This is a genomic window from Chryseobacterium sp. JM1 (assembly GCF_000737715.1).
In the GTDB taxonomy this organism is placed as follows: Bacteria; Bacteroidota; Bacteroidia; order Flavobacteriales; family Weeksellaceae; genus Chryseobacterium.
Window position 1 is genome coordinate 71070 of sequence record NZ_JPRN01000011.1, and the last position, 19205, is coordinate 90274.

The window sequence follows — 19205 nt, forward strand, 5'->3', positions numbered from 1 at the left end:
TTGACTGTGGGGAATGATGAATCTTTGCATCATAATTTTTAAACCCTAGAGTATGACAGCTTTAAAAAAAAGGAATGCCGTTCTGGCTACCTTTACTATTTTTACTTTGTTATTTTCCTGTACAGACGGACGTACTATTGACGAACCCGGAAATCTGGTTCCTAAAACAGTAGATCAGGATTCTTCGTTACCATCCATTTATGCTAATGGTGCTATGCTTCATTCTGAGGCTTTCGGTCCAGAAAACGGAACCATTGTTATTTCCCTTCATGGCGGTCCGGGAGGAGATTACCGTTATCTTCTCAATGGGAAAGATCTTGCTGCGGAAGGTTTCCGTGTGGTATTTTATGATCAGAGAGGCTCAGGACTTTCCCAGCGGTTTTCTAAAAAGTCCTATACATCACTTGGCGGGGGAGCAATGGATGTAATCTATAATGAATTGCATGCCGTTATTGCCCATTACCGCAAAACACCGGAGCAGAAAGTGGTTCTGTTTGGACATTCCTGGGGAGCAATCCTGGCTTCCGGATACGCAGGAAAATATCCGAACGATATTCAGGGGCTTATTTTATGCGAGCCAGGTGGACTTAAATGGGATGATATTGAAGATTATGTGAAAGAATCCAGATCATTCAAGTTGTGGAGTGAGATTCTCAATGATGCAGCTTACATGGATCAGTTTATTTCAGGGAAAGAGGATCAGCATGAGATCTTAGACTATAAAATGTCGATGCTTGCCTCCAAAAATGATATCACCGGAGAAGGCGATTTTGATTCAAGTATGAGCTGGAGAAGTGGAGCGGTGATCATGGATGCGCTCTTTGACATCGGTGAGCAGTACAATATTGATTTTTCTCAGGGAATTCAAAATTACAATGGACCTGTTTTATTCTTTTACAGTGAACGAAATAAAGCTTATCCGGATTCCTGGGCTCAAAAAATTACGGCAAGTTATCACAATCCTTCTATTGTAAAAATATCAGGAGTAGGTCATGATGGGATCGTTACAAATTACAGCGCCTGGAACAATCAGACAAAACCACAAATAATCAATTTTATCAATGGTCTTTAATACAACACAAATGAAGAATACAATATATAAAACAGTCCTCTTTCTGGGCCTGATGCTAAATACTGTAAATGCACAGGTTATCAATTGGGCTAATGCTGGTAAAGAAAAACATATTTTCAATGCCAATATTGGAGCTGAGTACGGAGTGGTTTTCGGTCTTGGTTATGCTTATAAATTTAATCATAAACTGTTTCCAATGACGGTCGGTGCTGAGTTTTCCATTCCTTCCGGAAATACACTGCTGGATGATTATAAAGCAAAGGCCGGAGCGAATGTAAGGTGGATCAAGGTTCATGACTTTCAGTTTTCCACAAGAGTTCAGGGTATTTTCAGACGGTTTGAAAATGAAAATGCAGCTATAGCGAATTTCGGACTGGATATGGCCGGAGTCGTAGGCTATTACAGACCCAAATGGTTTGGTGGAGTGGAAGTGGGATTTGATAAAGCGATTGTTACTCACTTTAAGCATTCCGAACATTACAAAGACATTTATCCTGAAGTCAAAAATGGATGGTATGAACCGGCAACAGGTGGAAATTTTTATTATGGTGCTCAGGGCGGATATTCTTTCGGAAATCAGGATATCTATTTAAAATTCGGAAATGTGATTTCGCAGGATTTTAAAACGAAGCCATTACTTCCAGTTTATGTTCAGATCGGGTATAACTATAAATTGTAGAAGCGTTGATGTAAGGGCATAAAAAAACCGCCTTTAATAAGACGGTTTGTGGTTTCTCCAGGAATCGAACCAGGGACACATGGATTTTCAATCCATTGCTCTACCAACTGAGCTAAGAAACCAATTGTTTCGTTGTTTAACGTGGGTGCAAAAGTATAATATTTTCCAATACCGCGCAACTTTTTTTATCATTTATTTTAAAAAACCGCCTTAAGTAGGGCGGTTTTATCTTTCAATGATTTGGTCATCAGTTATTTGTATTCATTTAAAATTTTCTTCGCATTTTCATTTTCAGGATTCAATTCTAATGATTTTTTATAATTTTCCAAAGCTTCCTTCTTTTGCCCGACTTGTAAAAGTGCTTCCCCATAGCTGTCATACGTGTTCCATGCTTTCGGATAGAGCTGAATATTTAATTTAAAGATCTTCAGAGCGTCATCTGTTTTTTTATCACGAATCAGCTGGTAACCGAAACTATTGATCTGGCTTTCGCTGACATTATATACAGACTGGATCCCTTTTTTATGTTCTGATTTAATGAGGGTAATGATTTTGTCAACAGATTTTTCAGAAGCGTAAGCATCATTTAACGGAGTCTGATTCATTTCCCTTTCTTTTTGTTCCTGCTCCTTTAGGGTTTCTACGCGGTAATATTTCCTCTGTTCATCAGTGATTTTTGAAGGATCCATCTTGTATCTGGCCCATTTGCCATTCGTGGTTTTATCTTTGAAGAATTGTGTTCCATAGATCTGCGGCTTCTTTTTGTACATAAGATCTCTGTCTACTGCGGCGGCATACCACCATCTGTTCAGACTCGGATCCATTTTTAGTGCATTTTCAAAGCTTTTAACTGCCATTCCAGAAGAAATGGTATCTCCGCCATGTTGAAAGACGATCCCGGAGTTAAAATGGTCTTTTGCGGTCTTTACTTTATCTTCTTTCAATAGCGTAAAAATTCTGACACGTCTCAGGCTGTCTTCCTTGCTGACAATCTCCCAGTTGATTGGACTTGTTTTCCTTGCATTCTGGTCATCATCTGCCATTTTCTGAAGTTCAGGGTTGTCAGTGGTCTGGGAAAATGCTTTAACGGCAAATAGGAGCAAAAGAAAAGTCAGGAAGTGAATCTTTTTGTTCATGTATTTTGGATTTGATTAATGAGTGTGGTGGCGTAAATGTATAAAAATATTACATTCTGAAGTATAAAATGTATTATAGGTGGAAATCTTAATGTATGTTTTTTTTTGCAGATGTAGGATAGACTTAAAAAACTTAATTGTGCAAAAGTCTCTGCGCCTTTTGTAATGTTTCGTTTTTTAAACATTAAGATGAATTAAAGATGTAAGGTTAGTTAAGAAAAAATCAAATGATTTTTTAAGCTGGACGTCTTAAAGCAAAGCTAAAACTTAATATTCTTAAAAGCTTAAGAGAATCTTAATGGTTTGGATTTTTTGTTCACGCAGATGGTGCGGATAAAGCAGATTTGCAAAAGTAAGAATTTGCATCATCTCCATAATCTGCGCGAAATTTTTAAATTATATAGTCTGTATTCATTTCCTTCATCAGAATCGATGAAATTGATTTCTCCTTTACTTCCCTTTATAGATGAATATTTATTTTCTTTGCGTGGTAAAAACATTATTTACTCTCCAAGTATTGCAGACGATCAAAAAAAATAGAAAATCCCATGATTAATAAGCACAAAAAAACCTCTAAAATGAATTAGAGGTTTTAAAGTGGTTTCTCCAGGAATCGAACCAGGGACACATGGATTTTCAATCCATTGCTCTACCAACTGAGCTAAGAAACCATTATATTTTTGTTGACTTACTTCGTTGTTTTAAAGTGATGCAAAAGTAGTAAGTTTTTCTATATGAAGCAAGTATTCACCGTACTTTTTTTTAATAAAAATAAAACTTACTGATTTTCAGCCGAATTATTTTCCTGTTCTTTTCTGATATGGTCGCTCATCTCCTCCAATACAGGCTTGATCGTACTTTCCGGAAGATCGCTGATTCGGATATACATCAATCCGTCGATGGCATCATTGAAGTTCGGGTCTACATTAAAAGCAATTACTTTAGCATTCTGCTTGATGTATTTTTTGATCAGAACAGGCAGTCTCAATTCTGGTTCAAGGTCATCAATGATCTTGTCCAGCTTATTAAGATCAGATTCCATTTCCTCAAAAAAGATATTTTTATCCCTGTCACGCAGCTTTACTTTATACTCGTTTTTAGGCGTGATATATTGAGCAACTGCTGAATCAAAATAATTAGAACGCATGAATTCAATCATCAGAGATTTGGAGAATTCTGAGAACTTATTGGAAATACTTACACCGCCCATCAGGAATTTATGATCAGAATTTCTTAAGCATACATGGACGATTCCTCTCCATAAAAGGAAAAGCGGAAGTGGTTTCTGCTGATATTCCTCACAGATGTAGGCACGGCCCATTTCGATCACTTTTTTGAAGAACGGGTGGATATCCTGCTCAAACTCAAATAAAGAGCTTGTATAGAATCCTTTGATACCGTATTTCTTCATCACCTCTTTACCTAAAGCCATTCTGTAAGCTCCGGCAAGTTTCTCCGCGCTGCTGTCCCAAAGAAAAAGGTGATGATAATGCTTGTCGTATTCATCCAAGTCAAATGGAAGATTACTTCCTTCGCCTACAGCACGGAAAGTAAGCTCTCTCTGGCGTCCGATTTCTCTCATCACCGAAGGGATTTCCTCGTAAGTCGTGAAATAGATCTCGTAATTTCCGTTACTGAAAAGCATTTTATCCGTTCCTTTCAGTCTGTTGATATCCTTAAGAATGTCTTCTTTTGGAGTTTCGTCAATGATATTCTGAACGATGTTTTCTTCTTTTAAAAGAGGAAATTTAACCGTTAAATTTTTAAGATTGATGCTTTGTGCCAATGATTTTCTCTTTTCATAGTAAGATTTCATCATATACACTTTACGCTTCAGAAACTCACCTAGTTCTTCAATGGTTTCACTTTCATCCATTGCTTTCACCGTGATGGGTTTTCCAATTCTGATTCTGATTGGTTTTTCCCTGTCATTCATCATTTCAGCAGGAAGCATCAGCGTCTGTAAACTTGGATGAAGCTTGGCTACCTGATAAAATAGACGGCTGTTCTTAGCATGGAAATACAAAGGAACTACCGGTACTTTAGCCATTCTGATCAGCTTAAGCGCAGGTTTTTCCCATTCTCTGTCCAGGATTTCTCCGTAAGGGTTGTTTTTATTGGAAACTTCTCCGGCAGGGAAAATCCCCACACATCCTCCGTTCTGAAGGTGTTTCAGGGTTTCACGCATTCCCGAAGTACTGCTGTACGCTTCTTTTCTGTTCTCAAAAGGATTCACAGAAATCACGTACGGTTCCATAGGTTTGATCTTTTCCAGAAGAAAATTTCCCATGACCTTAAAATCCGGACGTACTTCTGAGAGGATTTTGCACATTAAAATTCCGTCGATGGCACCCAGCGGATGATTCGAAACCAGAATGAACGGTCCCGTCTTGGGAACTTTTGCAAGATCTTCCTCAAAAGCGATATAACTTAAGTTTCTTTCTCTTACAAATGAGTCGAAAAAGTCTTTGCCTTCTTTATCTTTTAGTTTGTCGTATAATCTATTAACTTCATTTATTTTGGCAATGCTCATCACGGCAGATGCTACCGGGTTTTTCAGGAACCCGATTTTGCTTAAGCCGGAAGCTGTGATAAGATCGTTTTTCGAAATTAAACTCATATGTGTTTAGTCGCAGTTAAAATTATTGTGTTACCATTTGAACCGTATTTTTGGAAATCTGTTCCAATAATACATTTTTTTCCTGGTAAAATTTGTCAATATGATCCATTTTCGCATTTCTTACTGTGAATAAAGATACATTTTTAACCGCTTTGGTTTTAAATATTTTTTGAAGTTCTTCATTAAGCTCATCTACATGGTCAAATTTATCTTCCAGACACAAAGCCAGTGAGATAGCTGAATTCTGCATCAGAGACACTTTGATTTTATATTTGGAAAGGTACCCGAAAATAAGGCTCATATGATCTTCTGCAATGAATGAGAAGTCTCTGGTTGATATTTTTAACAGGACCTGATTTTCTTTTAAAATATAGGATTCTTCATGCTGATTATGGTCTGAAGCTCCTACTTTAGTCCCTTCTTTGGTAGGATCTACAAAAGATTTTACATAAAAAGAAATCGCTTTTTGCTGAAGCGGCTGTAACGTTTTTGGGTGAATGACACTGGCTCCGTAATAAGCCAATTCAATTGCTTCCTCATAAGAAATATTGGAAAGAAGGGTCACATCACTGAACTTTCTCGGATCTCCGGTCATTACTCCCGGTACATCTTTCCAGATCGTCATGGCATCCGCATTCAGACAGTAAGCGAAAATAGCGGCAGAATAATCAGAACCCTCTCTTCCTAAAGTAACCGTGAAATTATTGTCATCAGAACCAATGAATCCTTGCGTTACATAGCAGATTTCAGGATTTAAAGTGGCGATAAATTCCTCTGTTTTTGCCCAATCTACCGTACCTTCCTGATAAGAATTATCAGTTTTGATATAATCTCTGGCATCCAGCCACTGATTGGTAAACTGAATTTCGTTCAGGTATTCGCTTAAGATTTTTGTAGAGATCATTTCTCCACAGCTTACCACCTGGTCATAGACAAAGCTGTAATTAGGAGATTTGTTTCTTCGTAAAAAAGAATCGATATCATCAAAAAATACATTGATCTCAGCAAAAACGGCATGGTTTTCAGGAAACAGACCATCTGCAATTTCAATGTGTTTTCGTTTTATCTTTTCAATCTCAGTTTGATAGTTATCCTTCTTGAAATAAAGCTCTACCACTTTTTCCAATTCATTCGTCGTCTTGCCCATTGCTGAAATAACCAGCAAACACTTGGCAAATCCCTGGCTTTGTAAAACCATAGACACATTTTTTACACTCTCGGCATCTTTCACAGACGCTCCACCAAACTTGAAAATTTTCATTAATTTGTTTAAAATAAAATTGTTAGATTAAAAATTACATGAGTTTTTTACGGAGGTCAAAATTATAAATTTACAACGAGATATGAAAGTATCCGGCCATCGGAAGGAATTAAGATTTTATTAAAATTGAGACTTGACGGGAATTATCAGAATTTTATTGATTTATTGTCATCAAATGGGGATTAATATCGCAGTGAAAAATTTAAGCGTACCTGTTGGACGTGTTTGTATTGTGTTGGTATACAGTGGTTAAGGTCTTTTCTAATAAAAGCTTTATTTCTCGGATAAATTTTCCGAAATTTGGGGAAAACGTAAAAAGAAAAATATGTCAAATCAACCATTACAGACTTTAGGAGAATTTCTTATAGATAAGCAGGACGATTTTCAGTATTCTACAGGTGAATTTTCCCGTCTTCTGAGCGCTATAAGATTGGCTTCGAAAGTGGTAAACAGAGAAGTAAATAAAGCCGGAATCGTAGATATTACAGGAGCTGCCGGCAACCAGAATATTCAGGGGGAAGAACAGCAGAAACTTGATGTGATTGCCAATGAAATTTTTATTACGGCTTTGTCTCAGAGAGAGGTGGTTTGTGGTATTGCTTCTGAGGAAAATGATGATTTTATAGACATTAAATGCGGTGAAAACGGTCATTTAAGTAAATATGTAGTGCTGATTGATCCTTTGGACGGATCTTCAAATATCGATGTCAACGTTTCTGTAGGAACTATTTTCTCTATTTACAGAAGAGTAACGGAACCGGGAACTCCGGTACAGCTGGAAGATTTCCTTCAAAAAGGAATTAACCAGATCGCTGCAGGATATGTGATCTACGGTTCTTCTACCATGATTGTATACACTACAGGAAATGGAGTGAACGGATTTACTTTGGATCCATCACTGGGAACCTATTATCTTTCCCACCCGAATATGACATTTCCTACCAGTGGAAAAATTTATTCCATCAACGAAGGAAACTATATCAAATTTCCTCAGGGTGTAAAAAATTATCTAAAGTATTGCCAGATGGAGGAAGGAGATCGTCCTTACACTTCAAGATACATCGGTTCTTTAGTGGCAGATTTCCACAGAAATATGCTGAAAGGAGGAATTTATATTTACCCTTCTTATTCTCAGGCTCCAAACGGAAAACTGAGATTATTGTATGAATGTAATCCTATGGCATTCCTTGCTGAACAGGCGGGAGGAAAAGCTACTGACGGATTCAGAAGAATTCTTGAAGTAGAGCCTACAGAGCTTCACCAGAGAATTCCGTTTTTCTGCGGAAGTATCAACATGGTGGAAAAAGCAGAGGAATTTATGCGGATCGACAGTGTAAAATAATGACAGCAAAATATTCCAGATATTTATTAGAATTCAAACGCCCGAGCGGAACATCTCGCGGCGTTTTGCATGTAAAGGAAACCTTTATTCTCGAAATTGAAGACAACGGAAAAAAGGGAACAGGAGAGTGCGCCGTGTTCAGAGGATTGAGTTTTGATGACCGGCCGGATTATGAGGAGAAACTGCAGTGGCTTTGTGAAAATATCAATCAGGATGGTTGGTATTTAAAAGAAGAACTGAAAGAATTTCCATCGATATGGTTCGGATATGAGCAGGCTGTTTTAAATTTAAAGCAGGGAGGCCATTTGTATTTTCCAAGTGAGTTTACGGAAGGAAAATCAGCTATTGTGATCAATGGACTGATCTGGATGGGTGATGTTCACTATATGGAAGAACAGATCCGCGAAAAGCTTGAAAACGGTTTTCACTGCATCAAACTGAAAATCGGAGTAGATTGGGAATCTGAACATAAGGTTCTTCAGAAATTAAGAGAGAAATTTTCAAAAGATCAGCTTGAGCTTCGTGTAGATGCCAATGGCGGGTTCAATAGGGAAGAGGCAGAGATTGTTTTACAGCAGCTTGCCGATCTTCATATTCATTCTATTGAACAGCCGATAAAAGCAGGTAATTGGGCTGATATGGCATCATTATGTGCGATAACGCCAACTCCTATTGCTTTAGATGAGGAACTGATAGGAATTACAGATCCTTCTGAAAAGAAAAAACTTTTGGAAACCATCAAGCCACAGTATATTATTCTGAAACCAGCATTAGTTGGTGGTTTTGCAGGTTCAGACGAATGGATTTCTCTGGCAGAAGAACAGAATATCGGCTGGTGGATCACTTCTGCCCTGGAAAGTAATATTGGCCTGAATGCCATCGCACAGTATACCTTCACAAAAAAAAGTCCGATGCCGCAAGGTTTGGGCACCGGATCTTTATTTGTAAATAATTTTGAATCAGTTTTGGAACTCAGAAATGAGCTGTTGTGGTTCAAAATATAATGGATGAATTGATATTTATGCAAATGGAGGAGGAGCGTCTTCGCAAGTTGGATTGCTTGAGTGTTCAGAATCCCATGATCTGCAGCATCTTTTTCTTGGATCCCAGCTGTTGCAGCCCAGTGGAACAAGCCCTCCTTTAATTGTTTTTAATTCTCCCTTTTTAAGTTTTCTCATGTTGTCGCTTAACTTTTTCATAATAAAGATTTTAATTTGTTTAGTAAAGTAAATTTCAATCTCTTTTTTTTATTACGCAACAATTTAACTTAAATTAACTAAATTCACCTTCCGGGGACTTGTTGATCCTGTGAAATTATTTTTCTTTACAGGGGAATCATAGATTGTATGTAAAAAGTAATTTTGCTTCCATACTGAAAAATGGAAGTCAACAGGTATTTGAAGATCGTCTAAAGTAGTATTATGGTCGGATAGTTTTTTGTTTTTTTAAGGGTTAATGTTTGTCAATTAAATCACGTCTTTTACGAAAATTGCTTTCTTAATATAGTTCAATATGTAAGAAAATTTGCTTTTAATTCTTTTCATGATGAAATTTGTATTTCTCTGTTTAATGAAAATTTACAATCTTTGTGCCAATTTAAACACAGGTTTAAAGTTTAACATATGATTCATCTCATGGTCTGTTTTTTAATATACTGTTAAGAAATAATAGTGAATGTATTTTCGTTATCCTTTGATCTTCCGGTGATTAAGTTCCGGTCTATACCGTATAAGTTCTGGTAAATATCCTTCTGTACCATAGAGCTGGAAAGGTATCCCCAATGATTTCCCACTTCATATTTAAAGCTGTTCAGCACATCATCCTTTACAAAAGTGCAATCGATGATTGAGACAATATCTTTGAATCTTTCAATATCACCCGGTCCGTTTTTACCCAATCTCGGGGTCAGAATATTTTTGGTGAACTGTGAAATTCCCAGTATCGTATCTTTCCTGTTTAAATAAATAGAAACACGATTAGCCAGAAGCGGGAGTTTATTGAATGAGTCTTCCGAATCTTCGAACACTTTATACGTTACATCTGCATTTAAAAGAAGGACCTGATCGATGACGCGAAGAATATTTTCCTTTTTTAAGCTGTACAGCATACTTTGAAGCACTCTATTTCCCATAGAATGGGCCATCAGATGTATCCTCTGATTGCAGGGAGCCAGATCGCGGTTTGAAAAAATATCTTTTAAAAACTGAGTGTAAAAATAGAAAAGTCTCATCAGCGAAGATCCTGAATTAATGCTTGATGCTTTATCATCGAAATAAGTCAGAGGAACAATGCTGCTCGAGGCAGGCCAGCTTACGAAAAGGATATGTTCAACAGGCGATGCCGGATTATCAATGAACAGCTTTTTAAGGTCAATCATAGCTTTTAATTCATCATCAAAATCATAGGCATAACCATGGATGAAGATCAGAACATCGCTCCTGTCTTTTGTGGAAGACATATTTTTATAGAGTTCATAGAACATTCGCTGGGTTCCGCCGAGATTATTGGCTGTAAGCGTAGATTTCTTAAAGCCTTTTTCGTTCTGTAAAACTTCCAGAACGTCCTGATAACCTTGTTTCTCAGGCTCGGAAAATAATTTGTAGTTTAAAATATTCCTGTTGGTGTAGTCTTTCTTCTTTTTGGCCGCTGCGGTGGGCTCTTTGTAGGTGTCAAAATCACATTTTGCGATCCTGAAATTGGGAATAGAGTATTCATCATTAGAAAATGAGTCTACTTTTTCGCCCTTATGACGGACGATCTTACGATTGCTTAGGATATAAACAGCCATATTCAGTAATTTTTACAAACGGTTTTTAGTTTCATCGAAATTAATGAAAAATATTGAATTATCATCAGTTTTGCTTTTAAATTATCATTTTCGTAAGCCCTAAATTTTCCTTAACTTTGTAAAACTTTTTTTGCATACAATAAAAGCTAATTTAATAATGGAAGAAGAAAAAAAATCACTCAATTTTATTGAGCAAATTATTGAAGATGATATGGCAAACGGTCTGAAAAAAGATCAGATTCGTTTCCGTTTTCCCCCTGAACCTAATGGATACCTGCATATTGGCCACACAAAAGCCATCTGCATCAACTTTGGGCTGGGTGAAAAGTACAACGCTCCCGTAAACCTTCGTTTCGACGATACGAACCCTGAAAAAGAAGAACAGGAATTCGTAGATTCTATCAAGAAAGATGTCGAATGGTTAGGTTTCAAATGGGACAAAGAGCTATATGCATCCGACTACTTCCAGCAGCTTTACGAATGGGCCGTACAGATGATCAAAGAAGGAAAAGCTTATGTAGATGAGCAGCCATCTGAGGTGATCACCGAGCAGAGAAAGAATCCTGCAGAACCGGGAATTGAGTCGCCGTTCAGAAACCGTCCGGTAGAAGAGTCCCTTGATCTGTTCGAAAGAATGAAGAACGGAGAATTTGAAGAAGGTGCAATGTCTCTTCGTGCGCAGATCGATATGGTTTCCCCGAATATGAACTTACGTGATCCTGTGATGTACAGAATCCTGAAAAGACCTCACCACAGAACCGGTACAGTATGGAAAATTTATCCTATGTACGACTGGGCACATGGTGAATCCGATTATCTGGAGCAAGTGTCACACTCATTATGTTCATTGGAATTTGAAAACCACAGACCACTTTATAACTGGTATCTGGAGCAGGTTTATGATGAATCTAAGATAGCACCAAAACAAAGAGAATTCGCAAGAATGAATGTCTCTTATATGATCACGTCTAAAAGAAAATTACAGAGACTGGTTGCTGAAAATGCCGTAACAGGTTGGGACGATCCGAGAATGCCTACGATCTCAGGAATGAGAAGAAAAGGATTCACGCCGACATCCATTAAAAACTTCATTGAAAAAGTGGGAGTTGCGAAAAGAGAAAACCTGATCGAGATCCAATTGCTTGATTTCTGCGTTCGTGAAGACCTGAACAAGGTGGCGAAACGTGTAATGGCAGTGGTAGATCCGGTAAAACTGGTGATTGAAAACTATCCTGAAGGCGAGGAAGAATGGCTTGAAACTGAAAATAATCCTGAGCAGGAAAATGCAGGGACAAGAGAAGTTCCTTTCTCCAGAGAATTATACATCGAAAGAGAAGACTTTAAAGAAGAAGCAAATAATAAGTTCTTCAGACTGAAATTAGGCGGAGAAGTTCGTTTGAAATCAGCATACATCATCAAAGCGGAAAGAGTTGAGAAAGATGAAAACGGTGAGATCACTACGATCTACGCCAGTTATGATGAAAAGAGCAAGTCAGGAAGCGGAACGGAAGAAAGTTTGAGAAAAGTAAAAGGTACACTTCACTGGGTATCTGCTACTCATGCCATTCCGGTAGATGTGAGAATTTATGATAAACTCTTTACAGTAGAGCAGCCTGATGCAGAAAAGGATGTAGATTTCCTTAATTTCATCAATCCGGAATCCGTAATTACGATTAAAGGATTTGCTGAACCAAGCCTTAAAGAGGTAGCCATAGGAGAGCCACTTCAGTTCCAGAGAATCGGGTACTTTACGAAAGACCAGGATTCTACGGATTCTAATCTGGTATTTAACCGTACTGTAACGTTGAAAGATTCTTTCAAACCGGAATAATCTTACCACAATCAATATAAAAGCAGGACCTGAAAAAGTCCTGCTTTTTTGTTTTAACTCTTGTGAGCTTAAGAAAAATGATTTACTCGCGCAGATTTAGCTGATAGAGCAGATTTTAATTCATGCTTTTTTAAACATTAAGATTAATGAAGAAGGTAAGGTTAGTTAAGAAAAAATCAAATGATTTTTTAAGCTGTACGTCTTAAAGCGAAGCTCAAACTTAATATTCTTAAAAGCTTAACAGAAATCTTAATGGTTTAAATTTTACTCCCGCAGATTTAGCTGATAGAGCAGATTTTAATTCATGCTTTTTTAAACATTAAGATCAATGAAGTCTGTAAGATTAGTTAAGACAAAATCAAATAATTTTTTAAGCTGTACGTCTTAAAGCGAAGCTCAAACTTAATATTCTTAAAAGCTTAACAGAAATCTTAATGGTTTAAATTTTTTCTCTCGCAAATTAACAAAGGTAAAAATCTGCATCATCTCCATAATCTGCGTGAAATTTTAAAACTATTTGCTTCCCTTTATTTTGGAATTGATCGGCAACTATCGAAAATTAATATCCGATAGTAACTTCCAGCCTCCATCTTCCAGTCCTTTTAAGTATTATCCTTTCACCCCTTTGATCCAGTCCTGAAATTTACCGAACTGTTCCATAATAAAAGATTCATGTTCTTCTTTTTCTTCCGGACGGTCTACCAGGATATGCTCAAAGTAGCTTCCTTTCAATACTTTTCTTAAAAGTCCTTCTCCAATGAATGGTTTGTAGTCGTTCAGAGCCTGGGTAGCTTTTAATAAATGTCTGATGTCATATTGTAACGGGTTAATATCCGGAACCTGTTTATTAAGGTTAAGAAGATTATATACTGCAATTCTAGCCGTTCTTACGGAGCTTTCCATAGTAAAGACCACATCGTTATTCGTTTCTACAAACTGTCCTACCAGTCCTAAATTGGTACAGCCTTCCGGAACGACTCTCGGACGGTCGCCCTGAGCTCTTGGCATAAACATAGAAGTGATGTATGGCATAAATGAAATGCGGACAATCGTATTTTCCACCACATTGTCCAGCTGATCTGTGATTCCCAAATGATAGCAAAGTTCTGCAAGGATTTCATTTCCGGTACATTCCGGCATTGTTTTTTTGATGTAGTTTCCTTCTTTGTCCATCAGAAGGGAATATACCCACACCACTAAGATATCATCAGGCTGAGTAGGGAAGTGCGGCTGTCTGTTACACGTAAAACTCATCACCCAGTTTGAATCTGTTATAGTAATGATTCCACCGGTAGCTGTTCTTCCGGAATAGGGATCGTTCACACATAATTCTTTCAATTTTTCCGTAAAAGCAGAAGGTCGGCATGTAAGCGTAGCAGATTCCCATGACGATTTTTCAATGTGGCTGCAGAATTTTTCTGGTTTTCCGAAGACTTCTGATTTGGCTGCCAGGTTTTTCCAGAGCATCCATCCCGGGCCTTGTCCTGCACTGCTGTTATCCAGTGTGATTTCAGGGGCTGTATTATTATCGCCATAGAATGTACTTTCGGTCATAGATCCTGTGGTGACAATCACGTAATCTTCTTTTCCGACAGGAATTTTCACTTCTTTGCCATCCTGTTCCGTGATGATGCCTTCCACTGTTTTTCCTTCCGTATTGATATGGATATCGAGATCTTTAACCAAAGTATTAAACTGGATCTGCACTCCTTTTTCAACAAGGAAGTTTTTTAAAGGCGTAACGTAAGTGTCAAACTGATTGTATTTCGGGAATACCAGACAGGAGAAGTCTTTCATTCCGTCGATAGCGTGAAGGAATCTGTGCATATACAGTTTCAGTTCCAATAAACTGTGCCAGTTTTCAAAAGCGAACATAGAGCGCCAGAAGAACCAGAAATTACTGTTAAGGAATGATTCCGCAAAATAGTCTTCAATCGTAAGGTCATCAAGCTCCTCTTTTTTCTTTAATAAAAGTTTCACGATGGCCAGCTGGTCTTTTTTCTCAAGTCCGAATTTACTGAAATCCTGGATCTCTCCCTGATTGTGGATCAGTCTCGCTTTTGAATAATTCGGGTCATTATCATTGATCAGACGGTATTCGTCCAAAACACTGTATGGAGCAGGAAGTTCAAGAGCAGGAATATCCTGGAACATATCCCATAAGTTTTCATAGGTCATATCCATTTCACGTCCACCTCTGATGATGTAGCCGTCTTTTGCATTTCCGGCACCGTCCAGTGAACCTCCTTCTACATTAAGCTGGTCAAGGAAAATAATGTTTTTCCCCGGAACACGGCCGTCACGGATGAAATAATAAGCGGCAGACATTCCCGCAATACCGCTTCCTACAATATAAATTTTGCTGTTTTCATAGGATTTTAAGGGAATTCCTTTATTACGCTGATAGTTTCCGATTTGGTCTGAAAAAGGCATCGTTTTTTCAGGAGTGTTAATCTGAACTTCTTTACTGGAATCCGGTTCGTGGTTTACTTTTCCGAATTGCTCAGAAGCATTTAAAACCTGGTCGAATTTTGAATTGATCGTACTCATTATGTATTGTTTTAATTAACAGTATAAAGGTACCTCTATTCATTATGCAGGATATATCCCTAATGTCAGAATTACTATCCCCAAATTCTTACGACTGAATATTTTCCCGGTTTCTGTACTCGGAAGGAGAGATGGACGTATGTTTTTTGAAAAAGCGACCGAAAGCTGATGCGGAATTAAACTGCAGCTCAAAAGCAATCTCTGAAATCGTAATTTCAGGGCTGCCCAACATCACATAAGATTCCTTCAACAGGGCTTCGTCGATAACCTGATGAGGTGTTTTGCCGCTTGCCTTTTTAATGACTTCGATAAGGTATTTACTGGAAACGAAAAGCTGATCGGCATAGAACTGAACCGTCCGGTCCTTTCGTATATTTTCCCGGATCAGTTGACTGAATTTTAAGAAAATATCTTTTTTGCCTTCTTCTTTTTCAATACAGCTGTCATTTTCCGTTTCCATAATATCCGCTGTTTCCAGAAGCAGATTGAAAATAATGGTACGGACAATTTCTTCGGTAAATTTTCCCTGCTTTCTGGATTTTTTCTTCAGATAATCCAAAAGGTTCTGCAACAGTGCTGAGTTTTTCTCATTCGTCTTGACAATGCTGTAGGAACCGTTCGAAAACAGATTCATTTTTTCAATGATAAAAGGATTGGAAATATTTTTGATCAGAAAGTTTTTGTCAAAAAAGAGGAGTTTCATTTTAAAATCTTCACTGGTTTCCAGAAACTTGACAATGGTAGACGGAGCCGCAACCAGGAAGCTATGGGCATCCACATGATATTTCCGGCTATCGATTTCAATGTTTATGTCTCCGGCCGTACAAATGCACAAAGCATAATAGTCCATGCGAAAAGGTGTCTCGGGAAAATTGAAAATAGGATTTCCGGAAGAGATATAATAAGATTGCCGGCAGTCAATACTGTAAAACGATAGCGTATCATGTAAATTCTCGTAGGTTATCATTTTGTGTATTGGTTTGATTAAAATTTTACTTTAAATTTTGGAATTTTAAGGTCAAAAATCCCATTGTTACTGCAATTTACGAAAATTATAAAAGTTGATTGTAAGGTTGCAGCGGAATATTTGCTGATTTTATCCCAGCCTGGTATATTCTTGCCTCTATTGAGGTGATTGATAAAAAAAGTACCTTTTAAAGGGCTTTCCGGACCAATTTACCTAAATTTGCATCTTACTAGGTTTTCTCCCCAAAAAATAATATTGTGAAATTAATTAGCGTATATACGGGTTCTTTTAAAGGACTCTCAGAAGAGAGCTGGATGTTGGCGCTGGTCATGCTCATCAATCGTGCAGGTTCTATGGTACTTCCTTTTTTAGGAGTGTACATGACGGGCTATCTCCATTTCAGTATAGAAAATTCAGGAATTATTCTGAGCTTTTTCGGAATAGGTTCCGTATTGGGCTCATGGCTTGGAGGTTTGATTACGGATAAAATCGGAGAATACCGTGTGCAAAGCCTGAGTCTGCTGCTGAGCGTACCTCTGTTCTGTCTGATTCCGCTTTTTAAAACAGAAGTGGGACTGGCTGCTATTATTCTGATTCAGAGCATTGTCAGCGAAACTTTCCGTCCCGCGAACTCTGTGGCGATCACTAAATATGCTAAACCCGAAAATATTACCAGAGCTTTCTCCCTCAATCGGATGGCTGTCAACCTTGGGTTTTCAATAGGCCCTGCGCTTGGAGGAATATTATCTGCCATTTCTTATGAATTTTTATTTTTCAGTAATGCTCTGGCCGCCTTGCTGGCTGGTTTAATGTATATCCGGTTCTTCGGAAAACGGAATAAAGAAGCTTCATTAAAACCGAAAAAAGCAAAAGAAGCCATAGCCATAAAAAAAGAAAATTCCCCATACCGCGACGGAAAATTCATGCTTTACAGTTTCTTCTGTATGCTGTTTGCCATCTGTTTTTTCCAGTTATTCAGTACCCTGACTATTTTTTATAAAGATACGGCGCACTTAAGCCAACAGAATATCGGGTACATCCTTGGTTATAGTGGGTTCCTTATTGTACTGCTTGAAATGGGCTTTGTACAGATCGCGGAAAAGTATTTCAGTCTTGCCTTTACGCTGCTTATTGGAACTATATTGTGTGGTATTTCGTATGCCATGTTAGCATTTGATTATTCGATCCTTACCCTTATTGTTTCCATGACACTGCTGTGTATCGGTGAAATCTGGACTCTGCCGTTTATATCTACGATAACCGCGTTGCGCTCCGGTGAAAACAACAAAGGGGCTTACATGGGAATGAATGGAATATCCGTTGCTATAGCCTTTATCATTACGCCATATGTGGGAACGATGACTGCAGATAAGCTAGGCTTCAATACACTATGGATAGCAACAGGTGTATTGGCAATAGGTATTGCAATTGGGTTCTATTTTGTAATCCCGTGGATGCTGAAGAAGAGAGTGGGAGAGTCTTAGGGTTTGAGAGTTTGAGAGTTTTTGGATGGAAGATGGAAGTCTGAAGATGGAGGTTGTGAAGGGCTGTAGACAACTATACCATATCTGATTGTTTTTTAGTATATCTAACATCAACTAGTATCTACCCCCAATCAATTTTATCGGAGATAAAATCTTTGCGCCTTAATAACACAATATATTCAAATATCTTTGCGCCTTAGCGATTTAAACTCTTTTTGGAAACGCAAAGGCGAAAGGTACTTAAGTTATGCGAATATGTAAGGTGCAAGAAAATCAAAGATTTTCAGTAAGGCTAACTTCATATATTTGAGGGGTAATATTCTTCGATTTACTAAATTGAATGGTATAACAAAAATGTCTGAAATCTGATATCTAAAACATAAAATCTTGATTCTTGTCTCTAGGCTCATGGTTCTCTCCCCAAAACAATATTCCTTACAATCATCTCTGCATGAATACGCGAGTTCTCAATAAACCAAAGATGCGTATCCTTTCCTCCACAAACAACCCCTGCCAGATATAGATTCGGGACATTGGTCTCCATGGTTTCCGGATGATAAAGCGGATTCAGGCAGTCACCATGCAGTTCTATTCCTGAGTTCCTTAGAAAGTCAAAATCAGGGAGATATCCGGTCAGTGCCAAAACAAAATCATTGTCAATTTCGTTGGTTTGCCCATTTTCATCTTTAAAAATGACGGTGTTTTCTGTGATTTCTTTTATTTCAGAATTAAAATAAGCTTTGATACTTCCTTCTGCAATTCTGTTTTCGATATCCGGTTTTACCCAATATTTGACGCTTTTTGAAATTTCAGAGTGGCGGATAATCATCGTTACATCGGCCCCTTTTCTATATGTTTCCAAAGCAGCATCTACTGCGGAATTGCTTGATCCTACCACAACCACTTTTTGTTTTGCGTAGGGATAAGGTTCTGTATAATAATGCTTCACTTTTGGAAGGTCTTCTCCGGGAATATTCATCAGATTCGGAATATCATAAAATCCTGTGGAAATAACGACGTTTTTTGCTTTGTAAGCCGCTTTTGAGGTTTCAATATCAAAAAGATTCCCGCTTTTGGAAACTTTCAGAACTCTTTCATAGAGATTGATATTGATTTCTTTGTGTCTTGAAATGCCCTGGTAGTATTCCAAAGCTTCCTGACGACCAGGTTTGGGTGCTGTAGAGATGAATGGAATGCCGTCGATCTCCAGTTTTTCAGCAGTGGAGAAAAAACGCATGTATAAAGGGTAATGGTATAAGGAATTGACGATGGTTCCTTTTTCTATGATCAGATGGGTTAAATTATTTTTCTGGGCTTCAAGAGCACAGTTAAGACCGATGGGGCCGCCTCCGATGATGAGGATGTCTAAAATTTCCATAGAACAAATTTACTTAAAACCACGATATGAAGCGAAAAATAGACAACAGAACTTATCTATGAAGACGATTGTATTGGCACCAGTTTTGGTGTTTCTT

General features: G+C 37.9%; 14 protein-coding genes and 2 tRNA genes. 6 read left to right on the forward strand and 10 right to left on the reverse strand.

All coding sequences use genetic code 11. The features are described from left to right. Window positions 1-52 precede the first annotated feature (52 nt). Both IW22_RS17140 and IW22_RS17145 read left to right on the forward strand, forming a co-directional pair. Complete coding sequence (locus IW22_RS17140; protein WP_051891279.1) at window positions 53-1072, forward strand: alpha/beta hydrolase; 1020 nt, start codon at window positions 53-55, stop codon at window positions 1070-1072. Window positions 1073-1082: 10 nt separating this feature from the next. Continuing rightward, window positions 1083-1751, forward strand: coding sequence for a hypothetical protein (locus tag IW22_RS17145; RefSeq protein ID WP_034729131.1), 669 nt, complete (start codon window positions 1083-1085; stop codon window positions 1749-1751). Window positions 1752-1800: 49 nt separating this feature from the next. Here IW22_RS17145 and IW22_RS17150 read toward each other — a convergent pair. The 5 genes from IW22_RS17150 to IW22_RS17175 all read right to left on the reverse strand — a co-directional run bounded on the left by IW22_RS17150 (window position 1801) and on the right by IW22_RS17175 (window position 6768). Then, window positions 1801-1873, reverse strand: a tRNA-Phe gene (locus IW22_RS17150). Window positions 1874-2002: 129 nt separating this feature from the next. Beyond that, window positions 2003-2887 carry a tetratricopeptide repeat protein gene (locus tag IW22_RS17155; RefSeq protein WP_034728804.1) on the reverse strand — a complete coding sequence of 295 codons (885 nt, stop codon included), beginning with the start codon at window positions 2885-2887 and terminating at the stop codon, window positions 2003-2005. Between the two features lie 598 nt (window positions 2888-3485). Beyond that, window positions 3486-3558, reverse strand: a tRNA-Phe gene (locus IW22_RS17165). 107 nt (window positions 3559-3665) lie between these two features. After that, entirely contained in the window at window positions 3666-5507 is a 1842-nt protein-coding gene (locus IW22_RS17170; protein ID WP_034728807.1) for a lysophospholipid acyltransferase family protein, read from the reverse strand. Between the two features lie 22 nt (window positions 5508-5529). Beyond that, complete coding sequence (locus tag IW22_RS17175) at window positions 5530-6768, reverse strand: aspartate kinase (RefSeq protein ID WP_034728809.1); 1239 nt, start codon at window positions 6766-6768, stop codon at window positions 5530-5532. A gap of 325 nt (window positions 6769-7093) precedes the next feature. On the opposite strand from IW22_RS17175, the gene fbp reads away from it, so the two are divergent. Both fbp and menC read left to right on the forward strand, forming a co-directional pair. Next, the gene (fbp, locus tag IW22_RS17180) at window positions 7094-8110 is read left to right on the forward strand and encodes a class 1 fructose-bisphosphatase (protein WP_034728811.1); all 1017 of its coding nucleotides are present in this window, start codon (window positions 7094-7096) and stop codon (window positions 8108-8110) included. Further along, window positions 8110-9114, forward strand: coding sequence for an o-succinylbenzoate synthase (gene menC / locus IW22_RS17185; protein WP_034728813.1), 1005 nt, complete (start codon window positions 8110-8112; stop codon window positions 9112-9114). The genes fbp and menC overlap by 1 nt, the downstream gene beginning before the upstream one ends. A gap of 15 nt (window positions 9115-9129) precedes the next feature. On the opposite strand, the gene IW22_RS17190 is transcribed toward menC, so the two are convergent. Both IW22_RS17190 and IW22_RS17195 read right to left on the reverse strand, forming a co-directional pair. Beyond that, a complete protein-coding gene (locus tag IW22_RS17190; protein ID WP_034728815.1) occupies window positions 9130-9309 on the reverse strand; it encodes a hypothetical protein in 180 nt (59 codons plus the stop codon). A gap of 458 nt (window positions 9310-9767) precedes the next feature. Further along, window positions 9768-10898, reverse strand: a complete 1131-nt coding sequence (locus IW22_RS17195; protein WP_034728816.1) for an alpha/beta hydrolase — start codon at window positions 10896-10898, stop codon at window positions 9768-9770. 157 nt (window positions 10899-11055) lie between these two features. Between IW22_RS17195 and IW22_RS17200 the strand changes: the two genes are divergently transcribed. Then, the gene (locus IW22_RS17200) at window positions 11056-12729 is read left to right on the forward strand and encodes a glutamine--tRNA ligase/YqeY domain fusion protein (RefSeq protein WP_034728817.1); all 1674 of its coding nucleotides are present in this window, start codon (window positions 11056-11058) and stop codon (window positions 12727-12729) included. 609 nt (window positions 12730-13338) lie between these two features. Here the strand turns inward: IW22_RS17200 and IW22_RS17205 are convergent. Together IW22_RS17205 and IW22_RS17210 are read right to left on the reverse strand one after the other, a co-directional pair. After that, window positions 13339-15279 carry an oleate hydratase gene (locus tag IW22_RS17205; RefSeq protein WP_034728818.1) on the reverse strand — a complete coding sequence of 647 codons (1941 nt, stop codon included), beginning with the start codon at window positions 15277-15279 and terminating at the stop codon, window positions 13339-13341. 88 nt (window positions 15280-15367) lie between these two features. Then, the gene (locus IW22_RS17210) at window positions 15368-16246 is read right to left on the reverse strand and encodes an AraC family transcriptional regulator (protein WP_034728819.1); all 879 of its coding nucleotides are present in this window, start codon (window positions 16244-16246) and stop codon (window positions 15368-15370) included. Between the two features lie 314 nt (window positions 16247-16560). On the opposite strand from IW22_RS17210, the gene IW22_RS17215 reads away from it, so the two are divergent. Further along, a complete protein-coding gene (locus IW22_RS17215; protein WP_081873973.1) occupies window positions 16561-17730 on the forward strand; it encodes an MFS transporter in 1170 nt (389 codons plus the stop codon). Between the two features lie 406 nt (window positions 17731-18136). On the opposite strand, the gene IW22_RS17220 is transcribed toward IW22_RS17215, so the two are convergent. Then, on the reverse strand, window positions 18137-19108 hold the full coding sequence (locus IW22_RS17220) for a YpdA family putative bacillithiol disulfide reductase (RefSeq protein ID WP_034728823.1): 972 nt from the start codon (window positions 19106-19108) through the stop codon (window positions 18137-18139). Window positions 19109-19205: the final 97 nt, after the last annotated feature.

What these genes read in the sequence shown, in the direction of transcription:
- IW22_RS17145 (WP_034729131.1), top strand. Translation starts at nt 1,083, where the DNA reads ATGAAGAATACAATATATAAAACAGTCCTCTTTCTGGGCCTGATGCTA.
- IW22_RS17155 (WP_034728804.1), bottom strand. Translation starts at nt 2,887, where the DNA reads ATGAACAAAAAGATTCACTTCCTGACTTTTCTTTTGCTCCTATTTGCC.
- IW22_RS17195 (WP_034728816.1), bottom strand. Translation starts at nt 10,898, where the DNA reads ATGGCTGTTTATATCCTAAGCAATCGTAAGATCGTCCGTCATAAGGGC.
- IW22_RS17215 (WP_081873973.1), top strand. Translation starts at nt 16,561, where the DNA reads ATGTTGGCGCTGGTCATGCTCATCAATCGTGCAGGTTCTATGGTACTT.
- IW22_RS17200 (WP_034728817.1), top strand. Translation starts at nt 11,056, where the DNA reads ATGGAAGAAGAAAAAAAATCACTCAATTTTATTGAGCAAATTATTGAA.
- IW22_RS17205 (WP_034728818.1), bottom strand. Translation starts at nt 15,279, where the DNA reads ATGAGTACGATCAATTCAAAATTCGACCAGGTTTTAAATGCTTCTGAG.
- menC (WP_034728813.1), top strand. Translation starts at nt 8,110, where the DNA reads ATGACAGCAAAATATTCCAGATATTTATTAGAATTCAAACGCCCGAGC.
- fbp (WP_034728811.1), top strand. Translation starts at nt 7,094, where the DNA reads ATGTCAAATCAACCATTACAGACTTTAGGAGAATTTCTTATAGATAAG.
- IW22_RS17140 (WP_051891279.1), top strand. Translation starts at nt 53, where the DNA reads ATGACAGCTTTAAAAAAAAGGAATGCCGTTCTGGCTACCTTTACTATT.
- IW22_RS17190 (WP_034728815.1), bottom strand. Translation starts at nt 9,309, where the DNA reads ATGAAAAAGTTAAGCGACAACATGAGAAAACTTAAAAAGGGAGAATTA.
- IW22_RS17175 (WP_034728809.1), bottom strand. Translation starts at nt 6,768, where the DNA reads ATGAAAATTTTCAAGTTTGGTGGAGCGTCTGTGAAAGATGCCGAGAGT.
- IW22_RS17170 (WP_034728807.1), bottom strand. Translation starts at nt 5,507, where the DNA reads ATGAGTTTAATTTCGAAAAACGATCTTATCACAGCTTCCGGCTTAAGC.
- IW22_RS17210 (WP_034728819.1), bottom strand. Translation starts at nt 16,246, where the DNA reads ATGATAACCTACGAGAATTTACATGATACGCTATCGTTTTACAGTATT.
- IW22_RS17220 (WP_034728823.1), bottom strand. Translation starts at nt 19,108, where the DNA reads ATGGAAATTTTAGACATCCTCATCATCGGAGGCGGCCCCATCGGTCTT.